This window comes from Pseudomonas sp. P4_C4 (assembly GCF_056402055.1).
In genome coordinates, this window is sequence record NZ_JBFUID010000037.1 from 20065 (window position 1) to 37112 (window position 17048).

At 60.3% G+C, this 17048-nt stretch carries 16 protein-coding genes; 8 read left to right on the forward strand and 8 right to left on the reverse strand.

Annotation, left to right across the window (positions count from 1 at the left end; translation table 11 throughout):
- Positions 1 to 3 precede the first annotated feature (3 nt).
- From AC1DXW_RS19460 to AC1DXW_RS19470, 3 genes are all read right to left on the reverse strand, one after another.
- Positions 4 to 720 (reverse strand): alpha/beta hydrolase, encoded by a 717-nt coding sequence (locus AC1DXW_RS19460; RefSeq protein WP_477756906.1) that lies wholly within the window; start codon positions 718 to 720, stop codon positions 4 to 6.
- Between the two features lie 182 nt (positions 721 to 902).
- Positions 903 to 2015 (reverse strand): succinylglutamate desuccinylase/aspartoacylase family protein, encoded by a 1113-nt coding sequence (locus tag AC1DXW_RS19465; RefSeq protein ID WP_477756997.1) that lies wholly within the window; start codon positions 2013 to 2015, stop codon positions 903 to 905.
- Positions 2016 to 2142: 127 nt separating this feature from the next.
- On the reverse strand, positions 2143 to 2922 hold the full coding sequence (locus AC1DXW_RS19470) for an ABC transporter substrate-binding protein (RefSeq protein WP_477760334.1): 780 nt from the start codon (positions 2920 to 2922) through the stop codon (positions 2143 to 2145).
- A 330-nt stretch (positions 2923 to 3252) separates the two neighbouring features.
- On the opposite strand from AC1DXW_RS19470, the gene AC1DXW_RS19475 reads away from it, so the two are divergent.
- On the forward strand, positions 3253 to 3891 hold the full coding sequence (locus tag AC1DXW_RS19475; RefSeq protein WP_477756974.1) for a type 1 glutamine amidotransferase: 639 nt from the start codon (positions 3253 to 3255) through the stop codon (positions 3889 to 3891).
- Between the two features lie 92 nt (positions 3892 to 3983).
- Here AC1DXW_RS19475 and AC1DXW_RS19480 read toward each other — a convergent pair whose 3' ends face one another.
- Positions 3984 to 4418, reverse strand: a complete 435-nt coding sequence (locus AC1DXW_RS19480; protein WP_477756973.1) for a rhodanese-like domain-containing protein — start codon at positions 4416 to 4418, stop codon at positions 3984 to 3986.
- Between the two features lie 101 nt (positions 4419 to 4519).
- Here AC1DXW_RS19480 and ftrA point away from each other — a divergent pair, with 101 nt between their 5' ends.
- Positions 4520 to 5494, forward strand: a complete 975-nt coding sequence (gene ftrA / locus AC1DXW_RS19485) for a transcriptional regulator FtrA (RefSeq protein ID WP_477760335.1) — start codon at positions 4520 to 4522, stop codon at positions 5492 to 5494.
- A 47-nt stretch (positions 5495 to 5541) separates the two neighbouring features.
- Here ftrA and cobF read toward each other — a convergent pair whose 3' ends face one another.
- Entirely contained in the window at positions 5542 to 6297 is a 756-nt protein-coding gene (gene cobF / locus AC1DXW_RS19490) for a precorrin-6A synthase (deacetylating) (protein ID WP_477756545.1), read from the reverse strand.
- Positions 6297 to 6869 carry a histidine phosphatase family protein gene (locus AC1DXW_RS19495; RefSeq protein WP_477756546.1) on the reverse strand — a complete coding sequence of 191 codons (573 nt, stop codon included), beginning with the start codon at positions 6867 to 6869 and terminating at the stop codon, positions 6297 to 6299. Before AC1DXW_RS19495 ends, cobF begins: the two co-directional genes overlap by 1 nt.
- A 563-nt stretch (positions 6870 to 7432) precedes the next feature.
- Here AC1DXW_RS19495 and AC1DXW_RS19500 point away from each other — a divergent pair.
- The 3 genes from AC1DXW_RS19500 to AC1DXW_RS19510 all read left to right on the forward strand — a co-directional run bounded on the left by AC1DXW_RS19500 (position 7433) and on the right by AC1DXW_RS19510 (position 10548).
- The gene (locus tag AC1DXW_RS19500) at positions 7433 to 8449 is read left to right on the forward strand and encodes an arginine N-succinyltransferase (protein ID WP_477760336.1); all 1017 of its coding nucleotides are present in this window, start codon (positions 7433 to 7435) and stop codon (positions 8447 to 8449) included.
- Positions 8450 to 8501: 52 nt separating this feature from the next.
- A complete protein-coding gene (gene astA / locus AC1DXW_RS19505; RefSeq protein WP_477756346.1) occupies positions 8502 to 9536 on the forward strand; it encodes an arginine N-succinyltransferase in 1035 nt (344 codons plus the stop codon).
- A 142-nt stretch (positions 9537 to 9678) separates the two neighbouring features.
- Positions 9679 to 10548 (forward strand): isocitrate lyase/PEP mutase family protein, encoded by an 870-nt coding sequence (locus AC1DXW_RS19510; RefSeq protein WP_477756347.1) that lies wholly within the window; start codon positions 9679 to 9681, stop codon positions 10546 to 10548.
- 211 nt (positions 10549 to 10759) lie between these two features.
- On the opposite strand, the gene AC1DXW_RS19515 is transcribed toward AC1DXW_RS19510, so the two are convergent.
- Positions 10760 to 11833, reverse strand: coding sequence for a diguanylate cyclase (locus tag AC1DXW_RS19515; protein ID WP_477760337.1), 1074 nt, complete (start codon positions 11831 to 11833; stop codon positions 10760 to 10762).
- Positions 11834 to 12031: 198 nt separating this feature from the next.
- Between AC1DXW_RS19515 and AC1DXW_RS19520 the strand changes: the two genes are divergently transcribed.
- From AC1DXW_RS19520 to hglS, 3 genes are all read left to right on the forward strand, one after another.
- Positions 12032 to 13486: a flavin-containing monooxygenase gene (locus tag AC1DXW_RS19520; protein WP_477760338.1), complete on the forward strand. Its 1455-nt coding sequence runs from the start codon at positions 12032 to 12034 to the stop codon at positions 13484 to 13486.
- 22 nt (positions 13487 to 13508) lie between these two features.
- Positions 13509 to 14465 (forward strand): alpha/beta fold hydrolase, encoded by a 957-nt coding sequence (locus tag AC1DXW_RS19525; RefSeq protein WP_477756766.1) that lies wholly within the window; start codon positions 13509 to 13511, stop codon positions 14463 to 14465.
- 137 nt (positions 14466 to 14602) lie between these two features.
- Entirely contained in the window at positions 14603 to 16009 is a 1407-nt protein-coding gene (gene hglS, locus AC1DXW_RS19530; protein WP_477760339.1) for a 2-oxoadipate dioxygenase/decarboxylase HglS, read from the forward strand.
- 341 nt (positions 16010 to 16350) lie between these two features.
- Here hglS and AC1DXW_RS19535 read toward each other — a convergent pair whose 3' ends face one another.
- Complete coding sequence (locus AC1DXW_RS19535; RefSeq protein WP_477755074.1) at positions 16351 to 16929, reverse strand: hypothetical protein; 579 nt, start codon at positions 16927 to 16929, stop codon at positions 16351 to 16353.
- Between the last annotated feature and the right edge of the window lie 119 nt (positions 16930 to 17048).

Here is a 17048-nt window from a genome sequence, read left to right on the forward strand (position 1 = left end):
GGCTCAGGGGTTGAGACGCTGCAACCAGGCGCTCAAATCCTGTATCTCGTCGGCGCTGATGTTATGACCGACACCGGGGTAGCCGTGGAACTCGGGTTCGAGTGACACGCTCTGCAACAGGCTGTTGGCTTCGGTGCCGTCGCTGTAGGGAAGGCGTTTGTCCTGCTCGCCATGACCGATGAAGATCGCCAGCGACTGGCGTTTTTCATCCGGTACAAGCTCGGACTTGAGCACCGGCAGAATTCGTCCGCTCAACGCTGCGATCCCACCGAGCGCCTCGGGATGCCGCAGACCCACTTCGTAGGACATGATCGCGCCCTGGCTGAACCCCACCAGGAACACCTTCTCGGGTTCGGTGTGATATTTCTTCGCGGCCTGTGCGACGAAGTCCAGCAGTAACTGGCCGCTGGACTTCAGATCATCGGTCTCGCCGTTGTAAGCCCCTTCGCCCTTCTTGCGGAACCACTGATAGCTGCCCGCCTCCATCACCAAAGGTGCCCGTACCGACAGGTAGGTGTAAGACGCAGGCAAGTCATCCTTGATATCGAACAGGTCCTGCTCGTTACTGCCGTAACCGTGGAGGAAAATCACCAGGGGTTGATGGTTCGAATCGGCGTTGGCCTGTTCCAGGTATTTGAGCGGCAAGTCGGTTTGCAGCGGGGTTTGGGCGTGGACGACAGTGGATGCCAGGAGCGTAAGCAGCGCGAGAATCTTCAACATGGGTCTTCCTTCACGGAATGCAGGATTCGGGGAAGAGCCTAACACTGGTCAGTAGGCAGGAACATCTCGGGCGTGGCGGATGCCGCCTTCGCGGGCAAGCCCGCTCCCACAGGGATCATCCAAACCCTGTGGGAGCGGGCTTGCCCGCGATGAGGCCAGTACAGACAAAGAAAATTTCCGGCTCAGTCGTTGATCAACTTGCCCACCCGAATCGCCTCGCGCCCCGCCACTTTCGCCTGCCAGGTCCCCGGCTGGGTATAACGCCCACGGTCGATGGCAAACAGCACGCCGCTGGTACCAGCCTGCACGGTGGTGACCTTGTCGTTCAACGGGTCGACCACCTCGAACAGCGCATCGCCCTTTTCCACCCACTCCCCGGCCTCACGCAGGAAGCTGACCACGCCGTGATGCGGGGCGAACAGGTATTGGGTACCTTCGAATGGCATGCCTTCACAGCAGTCGGCCGGTGCCGCCGGCCAGGTGCCGGAGATGAAACCCTGCTCGGCGAGGAACCCGAGAATGGCCTCGCAATTGGCCTGGGCCTGATCGACGCGGGTGTCTCCCATGCTGCCCAGCTCCAGCGTGGTCGCCAGGTTGGCCGGTGGAATCGCCGCCGTCGGGAACGCCCTGGCCAGGCGCAACCATGGCGAAGAACAGGATTCATCGAACGAACTTCCGCCGGAGTCTTCACACAACAGCGCCACGCCGGCCTTCAGGCGCGCCGCCAGAGATTGCCATTGCGGCCAGTGCTGCGGCAACGCGTAGATGTGGATCGCGGCGTCAAAGTCGCAATGCAGGTCGAGGGTGATGTCGGCGTCGCAGGCATGGCGCAGCAACAGACGGTGCATCGCCTCCAGCTGCGATGTCGCGGCCGGCAAACCGTCAAGGACCTGGCCCATGGCCTGGCGAATCAGCGCGATGTTGGCCTGGGCATCGCTGCCGAGACGATCACCGATCAACGCGGCCACCGGCGCACTGAGTTCGACGAACGAGCGGTTGAAGTTCTTGCCGCTGCCCAGCTCGAAGCGCCCCATGTGGCTGCCTTGCAGGTGCTGATCGAGGCCAATGGGATTGGCCACCGGCACCAGTTCGATCACAGCGTTCAATTGTCCCTGTTGTTCAAGTTCGGTCAGGCGTTTCTTCAACTCCCAGGCCGTGCGCATGCCCGGCAGTTCGTCGGCGTGCAGGCTGGCCTGGATGTACACCTTGCGCGTCCCCGCGCCATAACGAAACACGCTGAGGGTGCGCTCGGTGCCCAGGTGACTCCAGGGCAGTTTGTGGTCGATGCGTTGCATAAAAACTCCTGAAAACAGAGAAACCTGTGGGAGCGAGCTTGCTCCCACAGGTATCTTCTGCGCTGAAAAAATTGCACAAAAAAAATGGCAACCGCGCCAACGGTTGCCACTTTTTCAACCCGCTCGCTTACTCGCCGTAAACGTCAAACTTGAAGTACTTGTCCTGCACTTGCTTGTACTTGCCGTTGGCGCGGATTTCGGTGATGGCGGTGTTGAACTTGTCCGCCAGTTCCTTATCACCCTTGCGCACGGCAATGCCGGCGCCGCCACCGAAGTATTTCGGATCGTTGTACTCAGGGCCGACGAAGGCAAAACCTTTACCGGCATCGGTTTTCAGGAAACCGTCGTCCAGGTTGACCGAGTCGGCCAGCAACGCGTCAATGCGGCCGGAGACCATGTCCAGGTTGGCTTCCTGCTGGGAGCCGTAACGCACCAGGACAATCCCCGCCGGTTGCAATACTTCAGTGGCGAAGCGGTCGTGGGTACTGGCGCGCAGGACACCGACTTTCTTGCCCTTGAGCTCGGTCAGCGGGTCCTTGACGTCACTGCCTTCCTTCATCACGAAGCGCGCAGGGGTGTGGTAGTACTTGATGGTGAAATCGACGTTCTTCTTGCGGTCGTCAGTGATGGTCATGGACGACAGGATGGCGTCGATTTTCTTGACCTTCAGCGCAGGGATCAGGCCGTCGAACTCTTGCTCGACCCAGGTGCACTTGACTTTCATCTGCTCGCACAGCGCGTCGCCGATGTCCACGTCGAAACCGGTGAGTTTGCCATCAGGGGTTTTCATCGAGAATGGCGGGTAGCCGGCTTCGATGCCGATGCGGATCGGCTTGGCGTCATCAGCCACGGCGGTCAGGGACAACATCGACAGTGCCAGGGCACCGAACATCACTAGCTTCTTCATTGATAACTCCTGTGTGCGGAGGCTTTTATTGGCAGCTTCGATTGGCAGCGTTCGGTTATCGCTTCGTGAGCGGGAACCGAAGTGGCCGGCAGTCTAGAGCGGTGACAGGAGGGCAAATTACGCTGAGGCGACAAATATTTACAGAAAAGTGGCGGCGGGATGGAGGTATTGAGGTGCACGCGCCATGACGGGGCAAAGTCTGTCAGACAAGCCGCGTTTTCAGCACAAACCTGCAGCGTTTACGGCTGCATCCGACGGAATGAGCCGACTGGCGATGCTGGATGTTTTACGGCACATTGAGTGCCCTTGCGTCCCATCGAGACTAGCGTAATGCCCACGTTGAACCTGATCCAGCACCACCCCGCCGAGGGCCCGGGAGCCATCGCCATCTGGGCCGAATCCCGAGGGCTGACGCTGAAGGTGTTTCGCGCCGACCTCGGCCAATTGCCGTCCGTCAGCGCCGACCCCGTGATCCTGTTGGGCGGGCCTTATGAATCCAATGCCGGTCCGGCCTGGCTGGAAGCCGAACGGCAATGGCTCGCAGGCAGTCTCGATCAAGACGCGGCTGTGTTCGCCATTTGCCTGGGGGCACAGTTGCTGGCGTTGAGCCTGGGCGGGAATGTACGGCGGATGGACCGGACCGAAACCGGATGGACCACCGTGAGCTTTATCGATGGTCAAACGCTGAAGGTGCTGGAGTGGCACGAAGACGCTATCGACCTGCCGCCTGCCGCGCAGCTGTTGGCCAGCAGCGAGCACTGTGTGCAGCAGATGTACCGCGCCGGGCCGACGCGGCTGGGGTTGCAGTTTCATCCAGAGTGGAATGCCGAATCGGTGGCCTTGCTCAATGCGCATTTTGGCGATGAGTCGCCGTTGCCACGGGGTGAGCAGGAGACTGAGGCTTACGCAGCGGTGGCCAAGTGGTTGGAAGCGACACTGGATGAGTGGTGGGCGGCCGGAAATCAATAAAAAAGATCAAAAGATCGCAGGCTGCGCCAGCTCCTACAGGCACCGCAATCCAATGTAGGAGCTGGCGCAGCCTGCGATCTTTTTCGATTACATCAACACTCGCAACCGACCACGCTGCTGGCTTGCCGCTGTACCCCGACACTCAACTCAAACCCTTCATCCAGCCACCCGGTCACGCCGCCAATCATCTCCTTGACCGGATACCCCAGGGCCGCCAGTTTCACCGCCGCCTTGTTGGCGCCGTTGCAATGAGGCCCGGCGCAATAGATCACAAACAGGCTGTTTTTCGGATACCCGGCCAAACCTTCGGCGGTCAGCAAGCGACCGGGAAGGTTGATCGCTCCCGGCACATGCCCGCGTTCGAACGCCAGCGGGCCACGAACATCCACCAGAACGAAATCGACTGCACCGCCCTGCTGGCTGGCGTGGACGTCGGAACAATCGGTTTCGAAGGTCAGACGGTTGCTGAAATGCATCAGGGCAATGGCCGATGGGGCGGCGGGAATTTCGCGAACCAGGCTGGTCATGTTGTGTACTCCAAGGTATCGGTGGGTGCAGGAAGACTTTATCCGCCAGCCACTTGCGGCTAAAGTGGCGCATAAGACACTAACCGGGAACTTTCCGCCAAATGCACCCCACCCCAGGAACGGTCGCGATTCTGGCCTACGACGGCCTCTGCACGTTCGAGTTCGGCATTGCCGTGGAGATCTTCGGCCTGCCACGACCTGAATTCGATTTTCCGTGGTACGAGCATCATATCGTCGCGGTCGATCAAGGCCCGATGCGTGCCATGGGCGGCATCCAGGTCCTGGCCGATGGCGGCATGGAAATGCTCGCCGACGCGCGGACCATCATCATTCCCGGCTGGCGCGACCGCAGCGCCGCAGTGCCTGTGGAGTTGATCGCCGCACTGCGCCAGGCCCATGCGCGGGGGGCGCGGTTGCTGTCGATCTGCTCCGGTGTTTTCGTCCTCGCCGCCACCGGCTTGCTCGACGGGCGCGGCGCGACCACGCACTGGCGCTATACCTCGGAACTGGCCGAGCGGTTTCCCGGCATCCTGGTGGACCCGGACGTGTTGTATGTCGATTCCGGCCAATTGATCACCTCCGCCGGCAGCGCGGCAGGCATCGATGCCTGCCTGCATCTGGTGGCACGGGATTTCGGCACGCAGGTGGCCAACTCCGTGGCCCGACGCCTGGTCACGTCGCCGCAACGCAGCGGTGGCCAGGCGCAATTCATTCCGACGCCGGTCAGTCCCACACCGCGCAGCGATCTTTCCCGCGTCATGCAGTGGGCACGTGAGCGTTTGCACGAGCCGCTGGAGGTGCGCGACCTGGCCAGCGAAGCCGCCATGAGCGAACGCACGTTCCTGCGCCGCTTCACCGAAGCCAGTGGCCAGTCACCAAAAACCTGGTTGCAGCATGAACGTCTGGGCCGCGCCCGCGAACTGCTGGAAAGCAGCGACCAGAACACCGAGCAGATAGCCGAACGTTGTGGTTATCGTTCGGTGGAAAGCTTCCGGGTGGCCTTTCGAACGGTGGTTGGCGTGCCGCCGTCGGTGTATCGGGAGCGGTTTGGGCGTGGGGGCAGTGCTGGTTTTTGAGGCGATCCGACTTGCCCGCGAAGACGTCAGCCCGGTCACCTTACCGCTCAAGGTTTTCGCAACAAATAGGTATCCATGATCCAGCCATTGGCCAGCCGCGCCGCCTTGCGCACCCGTTCGATGTCATCCGCCACATCCTTGAGCTTGCCGCTGATCAGGATTTCATCCGGCGTCCCCAAATAGGCGCCCCAGTAAATCTCGGTGTCCTGATCCACCACCTGATGGTAAGCATCCTGGGCATCGAGCATCACCACCAGGCTGTCGGCATCGCTCACCTGCCCTGCCGCCAAACGCCGGCCCGTGGTGATTTCAACCGAGCGGCCAATCTGGTTGAGCGGCACCTTGTGCTGTGCCGCCAACGCCTGGACGCTGGTAATGCCGGGGATCACCTCGAACTCGAACGCACAGGCGCCTGAGACCTGGATCGCCTGCAAGATGCGAATGGTGCTGTCGTACAGCGCCGGATCGCCCCACACCAGAAAACCACCACTCTGGCCGTCGGACATTTCATCGTTGATCAGCCGTTCGAAGGTCTGCTGCCTGGCCAGGTTCAGGTCGTCGACACTGGTTTTGTAGTCCACTTCACCGCGCTCGCGCTCCGGGTTGTGGGCTTCGACAAAACGGTAAGCGTGGTGGGTGATGTAGCGTGAACAGATTTCGCGGCGCAAATCGATGAGTTTGTTCTTGCTCTCGCCCTTGTCCATGAGAAAAAAAACGTCGACCTGATTCAGCGCCTTCACCGCTTGCATTGTGATGTAGTCGGGATTGCCAGCACCGATACCGATGACCAGGAGCTTTTTCATCACAGCAAGTCCTCGGGCCCGGTGCCCGGCAAGCGCAGCCGCCAGCGGCCATGGAATCTCAACTCGACCGCCGACAGGGGTTCGACGTCGATCAGGCCGGACGATACGCCTTGCAACACCTGCGTGAGTGCGGCGCGGATGACGAAGGGATGGGTAATGGCAACGATGTGCCCTGGCGTCGACTGCAACGTGGTCAACCACGCGCCCACGCGCTCGCCCAGTTGCACCAGCGACTCGCCACCGTGGGGTGCCGAAGCCGGGTCGCCCAGCCAATGCTGGAGCGCTTCGGAATCGTTTTTTTGCAGATCGCCGATGCGCTCACCGCCCCAGCGCCCGAAGTCGCAGTCCTTCAACGCGTCAACAATCTCCGATGCGCTGCCGAACAGTTCAGCGGTTTGCCGAGTGCGCAACTCCGGGCCGCAGACGAGGCGTGGAGCGCCCTTGAACTGATTGCCACGGGAAAGCCTGAGCGCTTGCCAATCCATCTCCAAAGGCTCGTCCAGAGGAAAACGCGCCAATTTCTGTGCGACGGTTCGAGCATGACAAATCAGGGTTAAACGGGTCGCCTGCACCAGCAATCACTCTAAAGATGGAAAGGAACGACGGCGTCAGGTGACCGCCATCGCGCAATTGTGCCGCAACAAAGCAGCCCTGGGTGGTGTTTAATTTTCCTGCCTGAAACGGATCCTTCAGTCATTTCCTGCCAGGTTTTCTGTTATGGCTGACCGCAACCAAGGCAATCACCTACAAGACTTTACGACATCGGCGTAGTCCCTTGGTACAGGCACTTCGCCCCTTTTTCGGGCACGGCCAGACCACGCGAAAATTCACTAGACAGGCAGGACGCGATAATTAAATACTCCTTTCAACGGACTGTTAAAACATGTTCCACACTCATCCAGCAGGAGCCCGGATGCCCTTTCTCGAATACCCGATCAATGCGCCTGGCCAGGCATCGCCTGCGGCCGAATCGCCCGTTTCTTGTTTAACCCGGTCCATTCCAAAAAACATCTGACAAGAAAAAGAGTGGCGCCTGACAACGTTCAGACGACCACCGATTGAATATGTGGAAAAACCGACAGTGAAAGTCAGGTTCGGCTCAAACCGCCGAATCGTTTAATACAGGAGTGTCTCCATGCTGGTCTTGCGTCCAGTCGAGTCAGCCGACCTGCCCCAGTTGCAGAGGCTGGCTCGTGAAAGCCTCGTGGGCGTTACATCCCTGCCTGACGATAGCGAACGGTTGCGCGGAAAAATCCTCGATTCGTGTGCGTCGTTCGAAAAGGACGTTGATGTTCATGGCCCGGAAAACTATTTCTTTGTACTCGAAGACCTGACGACGCAGCACCTGGTCGGCTGCTCGGAAATCCTCGCCACGGCGGGGTTCAACGAGCCGTTCTACAGCCTGCGCAACCGGCACTTCACCAGTGCCTCGAGGGAACTGAACATCGAGCACGGCGTACCGGCCTTGTCGTTGTGTCACGATCTCAGTGGCCACACCTTGCTGCGGGGCTTCCATATCGATGCCGCGCGTGTGCGCAGCGCGCATTCCGAACTACTGTCGCGGGCGCGCCTGTTGTTCATCGCCGCCCACGCCCGGCGTTTTTCCGAAACGGTGATCACCGAAATCGTCGGCTACAGCAGTGATGAAGGCCACTCGCCATTTTGGGATGCCGTGGGCAAGCATTTCTTCGACTTGCCCTACGTCGAGGCCGAACGGCTTTGCGGCCTGCAGAGCCGCACCTTTCTCGCCGAACTGATGCCGCAGTATCCGATTTACGTGCCCATGCTGCCCCAGGCAGCACAGGACTGTATCGGCAGCATCCACCCCGACGGCCAGGAAGCCTTCGATATCCTCGAGCGTGAAGGCTTCGAAACCAACAGCTACATCGATTTGTTCGATGGAGGCCCGACCCTGTATGCGCGCACGTCGGGCATTCGTTCCATCGCCCACAGCCAGTGCGCTATCACGCGGCCGGGACCTGTGATCGATGCCCGCGGCAGCTTTCTGGTGAGCAACGAGTCCTTGAAGGATTACCGGGCCATCGTCGCCGATCTTGATTACATCACCGGGCAACCCGTCACGCTGGACGCAGCCATGTGCAAGGCGCTGAAGGTGACCGAGGGCAGCCCGATCAGGCTGATCGCCCTGTGAATAGCCGCCCGCGACGTCACCGCCCGAGCACACACGAACAAGGAACAGCCGCATGATTGTCCGTCCGGTCCAGATCACCGATCTGCCCGCCCTGTTCACGCTGGTGCGTCAGGCCGTTCCGGGACTTACCAGCCTGCCGGCCGACGAAGAACGCCTGGCCCACCGGATCCGCTGGGCCCAACGCACTTTCGCCGGGCAGGTCGATCGGGCCGATGCCGATTATCTGTTCGTGCTCGAGGACGACGAGCAGCAAGTGGTGGGCGTCAGCGCCCTGACGGGTGGCGTCGGCCTGCGCGAGCCCTGGTACAACTACCGGGTCGGACTGACGGTCAGTGCGGCACCGGACCTGGGTATCGAGCGCCAGATCCCGACCCTGTTCCTGAGCAATGAATTGACCGGGCAATCGGAAGTCTGCTCGCTGTACCTGCGCCCCGATCAGCGCCAGGGAAGCAACGGCCGTTTGCTTTCGCTCGGGCGTTTGTTGTTTGTGGCCGAGTTTACGCAGCTGTTCGGCAACCGGTTCATCGCCGAGTTACGCGGCAGTGCCGACGAACAAGGTGGCTCGCCGTTCTGGGACAGCCTCGGCCGGCACTTTTTCAAGATGGACTTCAGCCACACCGATCACTTGTCCGGGCTGGGCAACAAATCGTTCATCGCCGAATTGATGCCGCGCCAGCCGCTGTACACCTGCCTGCTGACCGAACAGGCCCAGGCGGTGATCGGCAAGGCCCACCCGAATACCGAGCAGGCCCTGAAAATCCTCAGCGCCGAAGGGTTTGCCCACAAGGGCTACATCGATATCTTCGACGGCGGACCGGTCCTTGAAGCCCCGGTTTCCGGGATCCGCACCGTGCGCGACAGCCAACCGCTGTCACTGGCCATCGGCTCGCCGGACGATAAAGCGCCCCTCTGGCTGATCCACAATCGCCGCCTGGAAAGCTGCCGCATTACCTGCGCCCCGGCACGACAGGAGGGCAACAGCCTGGTGGTTGACCGCCTGACCGCCAAGCGCTTGCAACTGCAACCCGGCGACTCGGTGCGCGCCGTGCCGCTGCTTGACCAACGGCAACAGGCCGAGGCGGCGTGACTTATCAGCTCCATCGTTGCGACGTCAATCTGCCTGACCCGGCAAATTCGTCATCATTCTCCTCCTGTGCGCGTGTTAGCCTTTTATTTCTTCGGCGTTGACACTTTTGCTCAAGCCCCTCCATTCCATTGGTGGAACTCATATGTCCAGGCTTTCCCATCAAGATTTGCGCCGCAATTTTCGCCAATTGTTCGCCTCCGACACCTGCTACCACACAGCCTCGGTTTTCGACCCGATGTCGGCCCGCATCGCCGCCGACCTGGGCTTCGAAGTCGGGATCCTTGGTGGTTCGGTCGCCTCGTTGCAAGTGCTGGGCGCCCCTGACTTTGCCCTGATCACCCTCAGCGAATTCGCTGAACAGGCCACCCGCATCGGCCGTGTCGCCCAGTTGCCGGTGATTGCTGACGCCGACCACGGCTACGGCAACGCGCTCAACGTCATGCGCACCATCGTCGAACTCGAACGGGCCGGCGTCGCCGCGCTGACCATCGAAGACACCCTGCTGCCTGCGCAGTTTGGCCGCAAATCCACCGACCTGATCACGGTCGCCGAAGGTGTCGGCAAGATCCGCGCGGCACTGGAAGCCCGCTGCGATAAGGAAATGGCGATCATCGCCCGCACCCATGCGGGGATTCTGCCGGTGCAGGAAATCATCAGCCGCACCCGGCAATACCAGCGCGCCGGGGCCGACGGTATCTGCATGGTGGGCGTAAAGGACTTCGACCATCTGGAGCAGATCGCCGAGCACCTGAGCGTGCCGCTGATGCTGGTGACCTACGGCAACCCGCTGCTACGCGATGACAAGCGCCTGGCCGAACTGGGTGTGCGCGTGACCATCGACGGCCATGGCGCTTACTTCGCCGCGATCAAGGCGACCTACGACAGCCTGCGCGAGCAACGCCAGATACTCACCCAGACGTCGGACCTGAACGCGACCGAGCTGACTCACACCTACACGCAACCCGAGGAATACATCCGCTACGCGGAAGAGTTCATGAGCGTGAAGGAATGACGGTTTAAACCGACGCGCCGCCATCGCGAGCAAGCTCGCTCCCACAGTGGATTTTTGTTGAACACAAATTTTGTATTCACCCAAGATCCTTGTGGGAGCGGGCTTGCCCGCGAAGGGGTCAGCACATCCAACACCACTGCCGCCTGACACGCCGCTTTCGTCGGATCGCCGCCCGGAGCAAGCTCGCTCACACAGGTCTTGCTGTGGACAGTCACACCGAGTCGAGCAGTTCGCGATGGGGTTTGCCATTGCCGCAACAGATCACTCGATTACGCCCGCTGGTCTTGGCTTCGTATAGCGCATGGTCGGCGTCATTGAGCCAGAGCATCGCGTCGGCGTGGGCCGGGTTGAATGACGCCAGGCCAATGCTCAGGCTGACTTCCAGCGCCGGGTTCTGCTCGTCCCCCAAGGTGGCGAATCGATCGCGCAGGGCCTCCATGACGGCGGCGGCGCGGTTCAGGGGCAGGTCCGGAAGGATCACGCAGAACTCGTCACCGCCGTAGCGCCCTGCGACATCGGTCGCTCGCAGGCTGTGCCCGAGCATTTTGCTCAACTGACGCAGGACGATGTCACCGGCAACATGGCCGTAGGTATCGTTGATGGCTTTGAAATGGTCGATATCGATCAGCGCAATCGCCCCGCCTTTTTGCTGACGTTTGCAACGCTGGAACTCGACCTCCAGCTGGTCCTTCCAGGTGCCATGGTTCAGCAGGCCCGTCAGGCTGTCGGTGCGGCTCAGTGCCAGCAGTTCACGTTTCTGACGGCCGAGGGTATGGGCCTGGCGGAAGCAGATCCAGCCCAGCGCCAACGGATACAGGCACAGCAATGGCAAACAGGCATAGAGCTGCACCGGGCTGGTGGCAGGAATGAACGCCGGGGCGAACATCTGCAAGCCAACACCGACGCCCAGCACTTGCGCGGCCGTCCCGGCCAGCAGGAAGCGCAGGCCGCCGATGGCCACGTTGTTCATGGCCATCATGGAAATGGTGGTCGCGCTGGGCAGTGGATTGAAATGCATCGCGGCAATCCAGAAACCGCCGAGAAAGGCATCGATCAGCAGATTGCGGTGTTCGGCGTGATAAGGCGTCCTGGCCCGGTGCGTCCATTGGTAAGCCAGGTGCGGCCAGACCAGGCCGTTGAACCACATGAATCCCCAGACCCAGGGCGCCGGATCGAGTGGATACATCGCCACACTCACGCACACCAATCCCAGGGCCAACCCGAGGATTCGCGATGTATAGAGCCTCCTGGCCAATGAAACCCCCTTTCCTCCCGATTTTGCCATAGGGCCTCTGTGCCACTCGACGGAATGCGAAAACAGCCTGTGCCTGTGTGCTGGAGTCTATCAGGGTGAGATCAAATAGCCATCACCAACTGACAGGCTGAATATCGCGACATCACGCTCGTGTAAAAGCAAAAGCCTCGTCTCCAGAAACGGCTATACATGAAAGAAGGGTTGATCAATGACCATAAGAGGAGGCCCATGCAGACCTTTCAAGTATTGATCATCGGCAGCGGGTTTGGCGGCCAATGTGCTGCAATCAATCTGCTCAAGGCCGGCATCGACGATTTCCGCCTGCTGGAACGACGGGATTTCTTCGGCGGCACCTGGTGCCAGAACACCTATCCCGGCGCGGCAGTCGATGTGCCCTCGCCGCTTTACTCATTGTCTTTCGCCCCTTATCGCTGGACGCAAATGTTCGCCGGACAGGCCGAACTGCGCCGCTACACCCGCCATGTGGTGGAACACTTCGGCCTGCGGGACAAGGTAGAACTGAGCGCGAATGTCGAGCGCGTCGAATGGGACGACGCCAACAAACGCTGGACGCTGTACACCGCCGACAAAGGCACGTTTTGCGCGCAGTTCCTGATCAACGCGACCGGGCCGCTGAGTCAACCAGTGGTGCCGCACTTCGACGGACAGGAACGCTTTCAGGGCAAGACTTTTCACACCAACAACTGGGATCACGGCTACGACTACCGGCAAAAATCCGTGGCCATCGTCGGCAGCGGCGCCAGTGCGGCCCAGGTCATTCCGGCCATTGCCCCGGACGTCGGGCACTTGCATGTGTTCCAGCGCACGCCCCACTGGGTATTGCCCCGGGCTGATCGCAGGTTTGGCCGCTTCGAGCGCTGGCTGCTGGGGCTCAAACCCGCCTACAAGTTGCTGCGCTGGGGTATCTACTGGCAATTCGAAACCCGGGTGTTTGGCTTCAAGTATTCGAAGCCGGCGGTGCACATGGTCCAGCGCCAGGCCCTGCGTTTTCTCAAACACCAGGTGCCGGACACCGAACTGCGGCGCCAGCTGACGCCGGACTACACCATCGGCTGTAAACGGGTAATTCTGTCCAGCACGCTGTACCCGGCCCTGGCCCGTAGCAACGTGACGCTGCACAGCCGCGAACAAGGTATCGCGTCCATCGACGAAACCGGCATCGTTACCCTCGAGGGTCAACACATCGACGTGGACCTGATCGTCTGGTCCACCGGCTACGATGCCACCGACGGGGTGATTTGCTACCCGGTAACGGGCAAAAACGGCACATGTCTCAAGGAGGTCTGGGCGCAATACCCGCGGGCCTACCTTGGCACCGCCCTGCCCGACTTCCCCAACCTGTTCATCGTCACCGGGCCGAACACCGGTATTGGCCACACCTCGGCGCTGTTCATCATCGAATCCCAGATGAATTACATCCTCGATTGCATTCGCACCTTGAAGGATCAAGGTTTACGCAGCATCGAAGTTCGCCATGAGGCGGAACGTACCTACACTGAAATGATCCACCGGGAAATGGAACGCACCGTGTGGAAGTCCGGTGGTTGCCACAGTTGGTATCAAAGCAGGAGCGGTCATGTGATTGCCATGTTTCCGGGGTTCAGCTTCAGCTTTCATCGCTTGACCCGAGCGCTGAAACCCGCCGATCACATTTTGTCCTGAGCAGATACAAGGGAGACGCGTGATGCTTTTGTTGTTCGTCGTTCTCGCAGTGTTCGTCGCCTGGAGCTGGCTGACCTACCCGGCCATCGGCTACTGGCTCTATGACTTGAACATGGCGGCCGAGGCCAAGTTGTACCGGCTGCACAAAATCGTCGTGCCCATCCCCGAGATGACCGTCTCGACCTGGCAAGGCGGACCGTACGAGGCCACCAGCAATGTGCTGATGCTCCATGGCTTCAGCGCCGACAAGAACCTCTGGCTGCGTTTCGCCCGGCACTTTGTCGGCAGCCACCGGGTGATCATCCCGGACATCGCCGGCCATGGCGAAACCGGCTTCAAGGCCGGCGGCGGCTATGACATCCCGCTACAGGCCAAGCGCATGATCCAGCTGCTGGACGTGTGCGGGGTGGAGAAAGTCCATGTCATCGGCAATTCCATGGGCGGCTACATGGCCGCATGGCTCGCGGCCACGTACCCCGAGCGCATTGTGTCCGTGGCGCTGATCGACCCGGCGGGTGTCACCGCGCCCGAGCCCAGTGACCTCGAGCGGCATTTGGCCAAGGGCCACAACCCGTTTCTGATTCACTCGCGCGAAGAGTTCCAGCGCTTCTACGCCATGACCATGGCTTCGCCACCCTGGGTACCGAAGCTGGTTCTCGATGCCGTCGCCCAGCGCTATGAACAGTCCCGCGAGGAGCTGGAAGAAATCTTCCGCGAAATGCGCGCCAGTCCGCCGATGGAACCGCATCTGCCCGACATCACCGCCCCGGCCCTGTTGTTGTGGGGGCGCAAGGACCGGCTGATCGATGTCAGCAGCGTGGCGGTCTGGAGCAAGGGCATCGCCGACCTGCGCGTGCATATCTGGGACGCCGTCGGGCACATGCCCATGGTGGAAGCCCCCACCGGTTCGGCGCGACTGTATCGGGAGTTTTTGGCATCGCTGCGCTCGGAGAGCCCACAGGATCAACGACTGCACTAGGGAGCGTTCTCAATTAGTGTCCCCTAGGCATGCAGTCCTTTGCAGAATGAAGTTCGTCAGAAACTTCGTTTGTCGGCGTCGCGCAAGGCTGCGATCTTTCGTCCATCCTTTACGTCACCGCGCCAGGAATCCTGTTCATGAACCACCCGAACTTCGTCAGCCCTGACCTGATCCGCCAACGCTTCTCCAAAGCGATGTCCGACATGTATCGCGAGGAAGTGCCGTTGTACGGCGCGTTGATGGAATTGGTGGAACAGACCAACCGCCGCGTGCTGGACAGCGACTCGCAAGTCGCACAACAGCTCACGAGCACCGGCGAAATCGAGCGCCTGGACCTGGAGCGTCATGGGGCGATCCGCGTCGGTACGGCCGCTGAACTGGCGACTCTCGCCCGCCTGTTCGCGGTGATGGGCATGCAACCGGTGGGTTACTACGACCTGACACCGGCCGGCGTGCCGGTGCATTCCACGGCTTTTCGCGCGGTGCATGAAGCATCGTTGCAGGTCAGCCCGTTTCGGGTATTCACCTCGCTGTTGCGCCTGGAGTTGATCGAAGACCTGGAGCTGCGAGCGTTCGCCCAGTCGATGCTCGACCAGCGCTCGATCTTCACCCCCACGGCCCTCTCCCTCATCGAACGTGCCGAATCCCGGGGTGGCCTGACCGAGCAGGAAGCCCTGGCGTTCGTCGAACAGGCCCTGGAAACGTTTCGCTGGCACCACAGCGCCACCGTCACTGCCGAGCAGTATCGACAACTCAGCGCCCAGCATCGTCTGATCGCCGATGTGGTGGCGTTCAAGGGCCCGCACATCAACCACCTGACACCACGGACCCTGGACATCGACATCGTCCAGACGCAAATGCCGGCCCATGGCATCACCCCCAAGGCAGTGATCGAAGGCCCGCCCCGCCGCCAATGCCCGATCCTGTTGCGCCAGACCAGTTTCAAGGCCCTGGACGAGCCGATTGCCTTCACCGATCAAAACCAGGCTCGCGGCAGTCACAGCGCCCGTTTCGGCGAAATCGAACAGCGCGGTGCCGCCCTCACGCCCAAAGGCCGGGCACTGTACGACCGCTTGCTCAATGCCGCGCGGGACGAACTCAAGGACTTCCCCAACGAAGCCAACGCCGAGCGTTACAACGCGCTCATGGCGCAGCACTTCAACGAATTCCCTGACACCTGGGAAGACATGCGCCAACAGGGCCTGGCTTACTTCCGCTACTTCGTGACGGAACAAGGCCTGGCGGCGGGTAACCTGACAAACGCCGCCCTGGAAGACCTGCTCGGCAGCGGTTGCCTGCGGGTTGAACCGCTGGTGTACGAAGACTTCCTGCCGGTCAGCGCGGCGGGGATTTTCCAGTCGAACCTTGGGGATGCGGCGCAGACCCGTTACGGCGTGCACTCCAACCAGCAAGCCTTCGAACAGGCTCTGGGGCGGCCGACGATCGATGAACTGGAGCTGTATGCCGACAGCCAGCGGCGTTCGATCGAGCAGTGTTTCGCGGCGTTGGCCGATGTTGTTCAAGTCAATAACAAACATGACTGAACGATGTCTCACCGCTCAATAAAAAACGGGCGACCTGTTGGTCGCCCGTTTTTTATATATCCGAAACTTTCAATACAGCAAAAAAGTGTTCGCCCAGTGCACTGGCCTCGGCAATCCATGCACTGGTAAAGAGCCCTGCACTGGGCGAACGGAAAGTATTTTAGTAGAAGTGGCTAAATATGTCCGTGCGGTAAAGATGAAATTTATCGACACCATATGTAATAAAATGTCGATATAAATCCTATCCCGCACCGAGCCACAAACYCACCAGTTCGACCATACGAGTTGATTATTCCTATACAAAACCTGCACAAAAACAATCAACCCGTTCAGAGCCAATATCAGTGCCTGCTGGTCACCGTCAATACATCGGTATAAACCACATTCACGCTTTGCCCGACTTTCAAGTCCTTGAGTTTGGCCTGGACCTCGGGTCGTTTGACGTCGACGGTCTTGGACTGGCCTTCCGGGTTTTCGAAGGTCACCTTGTGCTTTTTCACGTCAATGTGGGTGATTTTCAACTGCACTTTCACCTGACGATAAGCTTCGCCACCGGGGTTGGCGCTACCTGGCGCTGCGCGCATTTCACCGGTGGCTTCGGCGGTGCCCGGCAGGCCTTTGTCGACATCGGTGTCGAGGTAGGCCGCAACGGCGCTGGTAACCCGGATATCGACCGTATCGCCGACCTTGAGGTTTTTGAGGTTTTTCGCCTTGTCGGTCAGTTGCACAGGGAACTCATTACCCTGCGGACCTTTAAGGACCACGGAATGATTCGCGGTATCAACCGAAACGACTGTGGTGGTGACCTGATCAGCCACCACGACTTCGGACAGCGGAATATCGGCGGCAACTGCGCCAAAACTGGCGGCAGACAGCAAGGTTGCGAGGGTGATGGCTTTGGTCAGTGCGTGGCGTTTCATAGACAGTACTTTCCCTGTGATTGATGGCAACAAACGGCGTTGAAACCGGGCTCAACGCCATGTGTGCGATGAGCATAGACGCTGTTCGGCGAGTGGTCGCCGCGGGCCTCTGATTTTCG